Annotated in this window: 10 protein-coding genes; 9 read left to right on the top strand and 1 reads right to left on the bottom strand. The window is 33.2% G+C overall.

The window, feature by feature from the left end; genetic code table 11:
* The 6 genes from HMPREF2542_RS06420 to secA form a co-directional block, all read left to right on the top strand.
* Positions 1 to 335, top strand: a 335-nt coding sequence (locus tag HMPREF2542_RS06420; protein ID WP_148129465.1) for an LPXTG cell wall anchor domain-containing protein, incomplete at its 5' end; no start/stop codon positions are given.
* Positions 336 to 554: 219 nt separating this feature from the next.
* A complete protein-coding gene (locus HMPREF2542_RS06415; RefSeq protein WP_083278805.1) occupies positions 555 to 1,769 on the top strand; it encodes a glycosyltransferase in 1,215 nt (404 codons plus the stop codon).
* 84 nt (positions 1,770 to 1,853) lie between these two features.
* On the top strand, positions 1,854 to 2,447 hold the full coding sequence (locus tag HMPREF2542_RS06410) for a DivIVA domain-containing protein (protein WP_070484590.1): 594 nt from the start codon (positions 1,854 to 1,856) through the stop codon (positions 2,445 to 2,447).
* Entirely contained in the window at positions 2,444 to 3,013 is a 570-nt protein-coding gene (locus HMPREF2542_RS06405; RefSeq protein WP_070484587.1) for a DivIVA domain-containing protein, read from the top strand. Before HMPREF2542_RS06410 ends, HMPREF2542_RS06405 begins: the two co-directional genes overlap by 4 nt.
* Positions 3,014 to 3,016: 3 nt before the next feature.
* Positions 3,017 to 3,466 (top strand): hypothetical protein, encoded by a 450-nt coding sequence (locus HMPREF2542_RS06400; RefSeq protein ID WP_070484585.1) that lies wholly within the window; start codon positions 3,017 to 3,019, stop codon positions 3,464 to 3,466.
* Positions 3,467 to 3,559: 93 nt separating this feature from the next.
* Complete coding sequence (secA, locus tag HMPREF2542_RS06395) at positions 3,560 to 5,896, top strand: preprotein translocase subunit SecA (RefSeq protein ID WP_070484582.1); 2,337 nt, start codon at positions 3,560 to 3,562, stop codon at positions 5,894 to 5,896.
* Between the two features lie 224 nt (positions 5,897 to 6,120).
* Here secA and HMPREF2542_RS06390 read toward each other — a convergent pair whose 3' ends face one another.
* Positions 6,121 to 6,384: a metal-sensing transcriptional repressor gene (locus HMPREF2542_RS06390; RefSeq protein ID WP_003036716.1), complete on the bottom strand. Its 264-nt coding sequence runs from the start codon at positions 6,382 to 6,384 to the stop codon at positions 6,121 to 6,123.
* Positions 6,385 to 6,603: 219 nt separating this feature from the next.
* Between HMPREF2542_RS06390 and HMPREF2542_RS06385 the strand changes: the two genes are divergently transcribed.
* The 3 genes from HMPREF2542_RS06385 to HMPREF2542_RS09925 all read left to right on the top strand — a co-directional run.
* Positions 6,604 to 7,161: a DivIVA domain-containing protein gene (locus tag HMPREF2542_RS06385; protein ID WP_049476491.1), complete on the top strand. Its 558-nt coding sequence runs from the start codon at positions 6,604 to 6,606 to the stop codon at positions 7,159 to 7,161.
* A gap of 17 nt (positions 7,162 to 7,178) precedes the next feature.
* On the top strand, positions 7,179 to 7,613 hold the full coding sequence (locus tag HMPREF2542_RS06380) for a hypothetical protein (RefSeq protein WP_070484579.1): 435 nt from the start codon (positions 7,179 to 7,181) through the stop codon (positions 7,611 to 7,613).
* A 22-nt stretch (positions 7,614 to 7,635) separates the two neighbouring features.
* Positions 7,636 to 9,045 (top strand): hypothetical protein (locus HMPREF2542_RS09925; protein ID WP_222562129.1); only part of this gene is annotated, 1,410 nt, incomplete at its 3' end.

The following is a 9,045-nucleotide window of genomic DNA, read 5'->3' as shown; positions in this document are numbered from 1 at the left end:
ACACCGGTTCAGGAACGAATACAGGTTCAGGAACGAATACAGGTAGCGGCACCAACACAGGTTCAGGAACGAACACAGGTAGTGGAACCAACACAGGCGGTGGAACATCAATCATTAATCCAATGAATTTAAGTCGTACTAGAATTGTTAGAAGAGATTCGGGAGCTTCTGTTTCAAATCGTAATGTAGATGTAGCACAAGGTGTAACACGTGGTTCAAATCGTTTACCACAAACTGGTGAAAGTAATGATATGACTTTATCCCTTCTTGGCAGTGCGACTATTCTTAGTCTATTAGGTGTAGTACAAATGCGTCGTAAAAAGGATGGTCAATAGTGGTGAGTCTAGGAAAAATGATTTTTCTTATAAAATCTTAGAAATATAAGGTTTGCCTTGATTCTAAAACAGACAACTTTTAATATAAAAAGTTGTCTGTTTGGATTTTATATAATAGATAAATACTAGATAGCACTTATTAAATAAACTGTTGGATTGGTTGCAGTTTATAAAAAAGAGGATATGCCTCTTTGATATGAAACAATGTGAAGGAGAAATATGGCAACAATTTGTTTAAATATGATTGTTAAAAATGAAGCTCATATTATAAAAGAGACCTTAGATAATATTTGCCAATATATTCCACTGGATTATTGGGTTATTAGTGATACGGGTTCCACTGACAATACTATTTCTGAAATACAAGAGTTTTTTCAAGAGAAAGAGATTCCTGGTGAATTATATCAGGATGATTGGGAAAATTTTGCTGTTAATCGTACACTGGCTTTGAGGCATGCAGACGGTAAAAGCGATTATATTTTTGTCTTTGACGCAGACGATCGTTTTGAAGGTGAAATTCATTTGCCTGATCTGGTAGCAGATGGATATTCTTTTAGGTTAAAAGATGATAATGGTGCAGTATATGACCGTTTACTCTTATTTAAGAATAATCCAGAGTTTCATTGGAGAAGTGTTGTTCATGAGTATATTGTGACAGGTGATAAAAATTGGCATGTAAAGATTGACGGTGATTATAATGTATTATCCGGTCGATTTGGGGGACGTAGTCAGAATCCTAATAAATACTATGATGATGCACAAGTGCTGGTTGCTGCATTTTACAATCCAAATAAAGATGTAGATTTGAAACCACGCTATGCTTTTTATGCTGGTCAATCCTTTATGGCAGCAGGAATGATCCAAGAGGCAAGTGAATGGTATTTAAAATTTATAGAAATTGGTTATTGGGATCAAGAAATATCATCTGCTTATGCACGTGTGGGATGTTGTTTTGAACAATTGGGAGAGGAAGCTAAAGCTATGTATTATTGGTTAAAAGGGTATGAATATTATCCTCAGAGATTAGAAAGTTTATATGAAGCTGTTCGTTATTCGCGTGAACATGGGCATTATCACCTGGCATATGTATTTGCTAAAGCTGCTAAAGATGCTCATATCCCAGAAAAGGAAGCCATTGTAATATATCTGCCAATTTATCAATTTTTATTGCATTATGAGTTAGCAATGATTTCCTACCATGTGGGAGAATTGAAACAAGGATGGGAAAGTGCTAAACGTGTATTGTTTAGCAAAGAGGCTTTCCATTGGACAAAATATCAAGTATCAGAAATTTTGCTCAACTATTTACCTGTTTTTAAAGCAGATAGTTGGAATAATCGTCAGGCAGTGATAGAGATTCTTGAGAATTTTGAATGTGAAGGAGCTTCTGTTTCAGAAGTGCTCGCAGAATTACGTCAGTTGAATACTTTTTAATTTGTTTTCTAAGGAATCAAGTTAAAATGAGAGTTTTTATTCTGCTATTTAGATTAAAGTTAATAATTTTTAAGGAATATGAATATGGAATTATCGAAAAAGTTGATTGGATATTCACCAGCTAAGGTTAGAAAAGAGCTATCAATATTAGAAAAAAGGACGGAAGACCTTCAAATACTTTTACAAGAAAAAAACAAACAGAACCAAGATTTAAAGCGTGATTTAGAATACTTTAAGAGTCGAGAAGACTTATTTAAGCCAATTCTAAATCAGGCAACTGATTTATCAGAAGAACTGATTTCACGGGGAGAAGGAGAGGCTGAAGCTATTATTGAAACGACAAGACAAGAACTGTTATCAAAACGAGCAGAGCAGATATTTTTAGACGATGATATTAAAGCAAAAAAACAAATGATTCTAGAACAAGAGGTATTAATTAAAAACGACATACGAAACAAATTAATGCAATTGTTAGAATATTTAAGGTCTTCAGATTCTCGTTTCTTGGATTCTAATATAAAGACAGCAACCTCCGTTATAGATGAACTAGGTACAAGATTGACGACCTTGACTCAATCATTAGAAAGAGATAAGGCAGAAATCCGTTTGAAAGAAAGCGAGGGAGAATCTGTACCTGAATTTTCAATTGAAACGAATATAAGGGGTAACAAGAAATGAAAAAAAAATTGTTTTCGAAATCTATTTTTGGATATGATGTTGATAAAGTTGAAACAGAGATTGAGAAATTAAATGAACAAATTCGTCAATTGAATGTTGAAATTACATTAGCAGAAAATGTTGAGCGAGAGTTAGCTGAACAAGTAAGACAGTATAAAGAAAACGAGTCTCAGCTTATCGAAATTCCAATGCAAGCTCAAAATAGTACTAAAGAAATGATAGCTAGTGCCAATAAAAATTCGGTTGAAATGAAAGATAAATATAACATCCAGTGTGAAGAATGGCTCATAAGCAATAAAGAAGAGTATGATTATTTAAATGAAATGTTAAAACAGATTTTAAATCGTCGTGATACTATGATGACGACATTAGAAAAGCTATTAGAACATTACATTGCTGATTTAGATAGTATACATCTTTCTTTAGATAAAGAATATAAACTTCAAGAATTGGATTTGCTTAAAGAAGAAGCTAAAAAAGATGAAGAAAAGAACATTATTAACTTTCCTTTACAAGAAGATAATCAGAACGATATTCCACTATTAACTATCAGAAAGGTAAAATAGAGCATGGAAAAGTTAGAAAAACTAAATCAAGATTTTCAACAACTTTTAGTTCAGAATGATTTTCCAATGAAAGTGAGTTTTAATGATAATCAATGGCTTTATCAAGGGAAATTAGAAATATCAGACTATCATATTCTGGATTTTGCAATTTCATTTAGAAAAATTGGAATGCTAGAAGGAGCGATTTGCCAAATTATATTTAATAATGTAGGCTTTTGTAAATCCTATGAAAAAAGAGGTGAATGGTTAGAATTTCTGAACCAATTGAACGTCGAAATGGGACTTTATTATTATTTAGGTTTAGAAAATGACGGGCGCATCTTTGCGCGACACATTACGAAAGTTCATCATGATGTTCAGATGATTTATGATCTATTAAATGACGGGGCGAATGTTATGGTGTATGTTATTGAACAAATGGAAGAAAAATTTGGTCCAATTGTGAGTTTTTAATGAAATAGTACGAAATATTGTTATTACATTGAAGGACAATTTTTCTTATTCATAAGTAAGGCTAACGTAGGATGTTTTAGAAATTGAAAAATAATGGAATTAAACATAAGAAAATTATTTAGTAAAAACCTCTTAGAATTGCACAAATATCGTAAATTAGCGAGTAGTATTGAGCAACTTCAAAATAATTATAAAAATTATTCAGAAAGTGACTTTAAAAAAGAAACTTTGTGGTTTAGAGAACGTCTTGTTAAAGGAGAAACTTTAGATCATATTCTCCCTGAAGCTTATGCTTTAGCCTGCGAAGCTATACATCGTTTATTTGGTTTTAGACTTCATACAGTTCAAATTATGGGAGCAATTTCTTTACATGGTGGTAATATTGCTGAGATGAAAACCGGTGAAGGAAAGACTGTGACAGCAGTATTACCAGTATATTTAAATGCTTTGAGTGGTGATGGCGTTCATGTTGTGACAGTTAATGATTATTTAGTCAAACGAGATGCCGAAGAAATGAAGCCGGTATATACTTTGCTAGGACTGAGCGTTGGTATTAATGGAAGTAATTCTAAATTATCTAAATCTGATAAAAGAGCAGCCTATAATTGTGATGTTACTTATACGACAAGTAGTGAATTGGGATTTGATTATTTAAGAGATAACTTAGTAACAGATATTTCTGATCGTGTTCAGCGAACATTGAATTATGCTGTGATTGACGAAGTGGATTCGATTTTATTGGATGAGGCAAAAACCCCATTGGTTATATCAGGTGGTTCATTAAAATCTGGAAATTTGTATTTTCAAGCTGATTATTTTGTTAAGAGTTTAGATGAAAATACTGATTATATGATTGATATTCCAACTAAAGCGATTGCTTTGACGGAATTAGGGATTAAAAAAGCAGAATCTATTTTTAAGATTCGTAATTTGTATTCTAACCATAATATAAAATTAGTTCATCATATAGACCAAGCATTAAAAGCAAATTATACGATGGAGAAAAATATTGATTATGTAGTAAATGATGACGAAGTTCAACTTGTTGATAGTTTTACAGGACGTATTTTGATTGGGCGGCGTTTTTCTCATGGTTTACATCAAGCATTAGAAGCTAAAGAGAATGTTACTATAAAAGATGAAAATAAAACTCTTGCAACAATAACATTTCAAAATTTTTTTAGAATGTATAGCAAATTATCTGGAATGACAGGAACTGGAAAGACGGAAGAATTAGAATTTCAAGAAGTGTATAATATGACTGTTCATGTTATTCCGACAAATAAACCTATTTTAAGATTTGATGATCAAGATTTGATTTTTGCTACATTAGATAGTAAGTTTCATGCTGTTGTGAAAGAAATTCAAAAACGCTATGCAATTGGTCAACCTGTGTTAGTTGGAACAGTATCTGTCGAAAGCTCAGAACGTCTATCAAGAATGTTGACAAATGTTCTGATTCCTCATCATGTTTTGAATGCTAAAAGTAACCAAGCAGAAGCTGAAATCATAAAATTAGCTGGTCAAAAATATGCAGTGACGGTAGCGACCAATATGGCTGGTCGAGGAACAGATATTAAATTGACTCAGGAAGTTCGTGATTTAGGTGGTCTTTGTGTGATTGGCACGGAAAGGCATGACAACCGTCGAATTGATAATCAGCTTAGAGGAAGATCGGGGCGCCAGGGAGAGCCGGGATATTCACGATTTTATATTTCTTTAGAAGATGAGCTACTTGTTCGACGTGGAGGAGAACAAATTAAAAAGCTTTTGAAAAAACTAAAAGTAGATGCTGCTCCTATAGAAAGTAAAATGCTCAGTCGTTATATAGAATCTGCGCAATTACAAGTTGAAGGAAATAACTATGATGACCGACTTAAAGTTTTGCAATATGATAATGTCATAGCAGAGCAAAGACGCATTATATATAACGAGCGCACTCGATTATTAAAGATGAATGGTGGCTTATCAAGATATTTTGAACAGATTATCCGTCGAACACTTAATAAAACTATAAATGATTATTGGCAAGGTTCTAGTAGTGAAAAGATATATGAGTTATTAGACAATTTACAGGATTTTTCCTTAGTATTATCAAGCGATCAAGTGCATAACTTGGAATCTAAAACACAATCATTCATAGAACGATTTTTAGCAGAGCAGGCTTTACTTTTTTATCGAGTAAAAAAAGCACAATTAGGTGAAGCTTTTTCTGAAGATAATATCAAATTAATACTTTTAAGCATTATTGATGAAGAGTGGACAGCACATATTGATTTAATGGAAATAACCCGTCAAAGTATTGGAATGCGTGCTTATGCTCAAAATATTCCATTGATTGAATATCAGCGAGTAGCTTTTGAGCAATTTAAGACAATGATTCAGCAAATTGAAACAAAATTAACTTTGTTTTTATTGCAAACTTATTGAAAAAGTTGCTGTGATTTAACTTTGCTGAGAATGAATGTCAGTTAAAAGCATTTCATGTCATGATAACTTCCTAGTCTTAATTTGTTCAAGAAGTCTATATTGGTATTTTTAGGACTATCATTAATGTGTCATCTGCACTTAATAAATTTTAAAGAATAGGGTAATGATTTTAGTACGTACTTCAAAATAAATCGATTGAGATTTTACTCAACCGATTTATTTTTTTATTTATCATGTTCTCTTACAAGATATTGAACAGTTTTTTCTATTCTTTTCTTTTGCTTTTGTGGATCATCCAGGGGATTAGCTAAACAATCATAAAAATGTTCCGATATGATTAATTCCATGACGCGGTTAATACTTGAACGTACTGCTGTTAGCTGAACAATAATATCCATACACTCACGTTCTTCTTCTAGCATCTTTTGTATTCCTCTAAGTTGTCCTTCAGAGCGTTTCAAACGCATAATAAGTTTCTCTCGTTCCATATTTTGTGTAGTCTCCAGCGTATGTTTTTAATTATTCTATATTAAAATTTTCCAATAGTCAAATATGGGGCTTGCTATAAAACACTTACTATGATATATTATATATACCATATACCACTACAGGGTATGTAGGAGGTGGGATATAGAAAATTAAGATATTGTTTTTGAGCAGTCCGTTCGTTTATAGAAACAAGAAAGGAGAATAGAGAATCAGTGTCAATGAAAAAACAGTTATTATTTGGGTATTCTAAATCAAAAACGGATGATTATATTGTCTCTCTTTTAGAGGAGAAAGAAAGAATTCAGAAAAAGCTAAATTACTATATGGATATTAGTGAGTCCTTAAAAGAGCAAGTGAAAGTTTACCAATCTAGAGAAGAGGAAATCACTCAGATTTTAGTAGAGGCTCGGAAAAGTGCAGATAAGATTATTCTTGACGCAAAAGAAGAGGCTGATAAATTGATGAGAGGTGTGGAAGATGATGTTCAGCAACGCTTAGAGGTTGCTGAGAAAGATATTCGTTTGCTTTCGGATCTAAAGCAACAAATCTTGGTACAAGAGCAAAGTATGAAGCATTCTGTTGAGAAGTTGTTAAATGATTATTTAAATGCGGTGATGTCAATCGATGTTCGCTTGTTATCAGAGCAGGAAGAGGAAGTATCTGACAAAATAGAAGAAAGTCAAGAAACAATTCAAAAAAATAGAAAGATTATTTCCTTTTCGAAAGAATACAACAACATAGAGAAAGAGAGTATTCCAATCTATAATTTTGATTGATGAATAAGGAGGTAAATGTGGATCAAATAAATGAGAAATTTCAACAGTTCTTATCCGGAAAAAACTTCGTTTTAAAGAAACAAGAAACAGATCAGTCTTGGATCTATCAAGGGAAGTTGCAAATCAACGAATTTCATATGGTTGACTTTGCAATTCAGTTAGATAAGGAAGACAAGGAAGCAATTTATCAAATCGTTTTTACAAATATTGCTTATTGTAGGAATCTTGAAGAGCGTTCCAAGTGGGAATCTCTAGTAAATGAATTGAATGTAGAACAAGCGGGAAGCTATTATTTTTGTATAGATAATGATGGAAAAGTTTTTTTGCGTCATATCGGGATTGTGAAAGATGATTTAGAGCAGCTGTTCAGAATATTGACTTCGGCTGGAGAAGTCATTCGCCAAGCCTCTCAAAAAATTGAACATCAATTTGGTGTGACAGTTATCTTATAGTAGGAAAGGTTTATTTTAAATAATGGAAAAACATCTAGAAAAATTAACAAAAATTACAGTCGCTGCAACAGCAAGTTTTGCCGGTGCAGCTGTAGTAAGCAATATTTCACCTGTGCATGCAGATGAAATGAAGGATCAAGTAGTCGATACAAAGCCACAGCCAAAAGTGGATGATGACATCGTTTTACACTCTGAAACAGCTTCAACAACACCTACGGCTACACCTGAGATTCCCTCACCAACTACTGTTGCTCAACCCGTAAGGGAAACGGTTAGTGAAAGTACTCCTTCTAATGGAGGAGAAACAACAGCTAATGCTGAGCCGCAAGCAGCTTCGACGGTAGCAACTGAAAATAAAACTGCCGAACAAGATAAACAAGCAGCACCTGCTTCTGCAACAAATACTCCTCAAACAGAAGTAAAAGAAAATCCTGTACCAGCACCCGTAAACACTTCAGAAAGTAAAGCACCACAATCTGCTGAGGCTGAAAAGAATACTGAAGGTCATTCAGTAGAAACAAGAAGTGTACCTTCATCAACTAACACGATTTCTGATACAGGATCGGTTAACACAACGGTTCGAACTGGCACAAAACATAAGGCCTCATCCACAATAACTAAGACGGAGTCTATTTTCAAAGGCCATGCTTTTGAGGAAAAAAATTTACTTTCTTCCTCAAACAAAATGACGGAAAGCAGACGAAATAAGTTAATAAAAAATAAAGCACTACCTTTAAATGAGGAAACAGAATCTCATTCAACCCCATCTAAGACGTTTCTTGCTCAATTACCAAAAGATGCTAAAAAAATTGTTGATGAGCGAGAGTACTTACTAGAATATGATTATTATGTAGCAGAGATGAAGGGTGTCGGTGGTGAAAGAGTTGGATATAAAGGTACTTTTTCTAAAAATGATGAAAAAGGACGATTGGTAGGCTACTATAGCCCTTCTGCCAACAGTATTTTTTGGGAATATAGTTATTTGGATGATGGTAAGAATACTAAATATGATTTAAAAAAAGACAAAGATGATATTATAGAATTTAACTTTAGTGGTCCAGGTATTGACAAACACGAAAAATTAGAATTAATAGAGGAAAAAGAGCTAAATAAAAATTCACAACGCTTGTATAAAACTAGAGTAAATAACTCAACCACCCTTTCGATAAGTTATTCAGATGTTGATGATGAACTCGTTAACCAGCAGACTTCAATGTTGTTTCGTTTTGTTACTAAATTAAAACCCAATACTGACATTCGTAAAATAAGCTATTCATTTATTAGAAAAGAAAGGACTCCTGAACTAGAGCCGCATGACATTTCGGATATAATTCAGTTTGACTATGGTAGTAAACAAAAAAATGGTTCTGGCAAAGGTACTAATATAACTTACGAAGCAGATGGAAAGAACGGAGCCCCAGGTGCTAAAGGT

The organism is Streptococcus sp. HMSC034B05, assembly GCF_001809055.1.
GTDB lineage: Bacteria > Bacillota > Bacilli > Lactobacillales > Streptococcaceae > Streptococcus > Streptococcus constellatus.
The sequence above is the reverse complement of the archived record's forward strand: the minus strand, read 5'-3'. Positions and strand labels throughout refer to the sequence as shown.

Bases quoted from the DNA above. Each gene is read 5' to 3' on its own strand.
- HMPREF2542_RS06415 (WP_083278805.1), top strand. From the start codon at position 555: ATGGCAACAATTTGTTTAAATATGATTGTTAAAAATGAAGCTCATATT.
- HMPREF2542_RS06410 (WP_070484590.1), top strand. From the start codon at position 1,854: ATGGAATTATCGAAAAAGTTGATTGGATATTCACCAGCTAAGGTTAGA.
- HMPREF2542_RS06405 (WP_070484587.1), top strand. From the start codon at position 2,444: ATGAAAAAAAAATTGTTTTCGAAATCTATTTTTGGATATGATGTTGAT.
- HMPREF2542_RS06400 (WP_070484585.1), top strand. From the start codon at position 3,017: ATGGAAAAGTTAGAAAAACTAAATCAAGATTTTCAACAACTTTTAGTT.
- secA (WP_070484582.1), top strand. From the start codon at position 3,560: ATGGAATTAAACATAAGAAAATTATTTAGTAAAAACCTCTTAGAATTG.
- HMPREF2542_RS06390 (WP_003036716.1), bottom strand. From the start codon at position 6,384: ATGGAACGAGAGAAACTTATTATGCGTTTGAAACGCTCTGAAGGACAA.
- HMPREF2542_RS06385 (WP_049476491.1), top strand. From the start codon at position 6,604: ATGAAAAAACAGTTATTATTTGGGTATTCTAAATCAAAAACGGATGAT.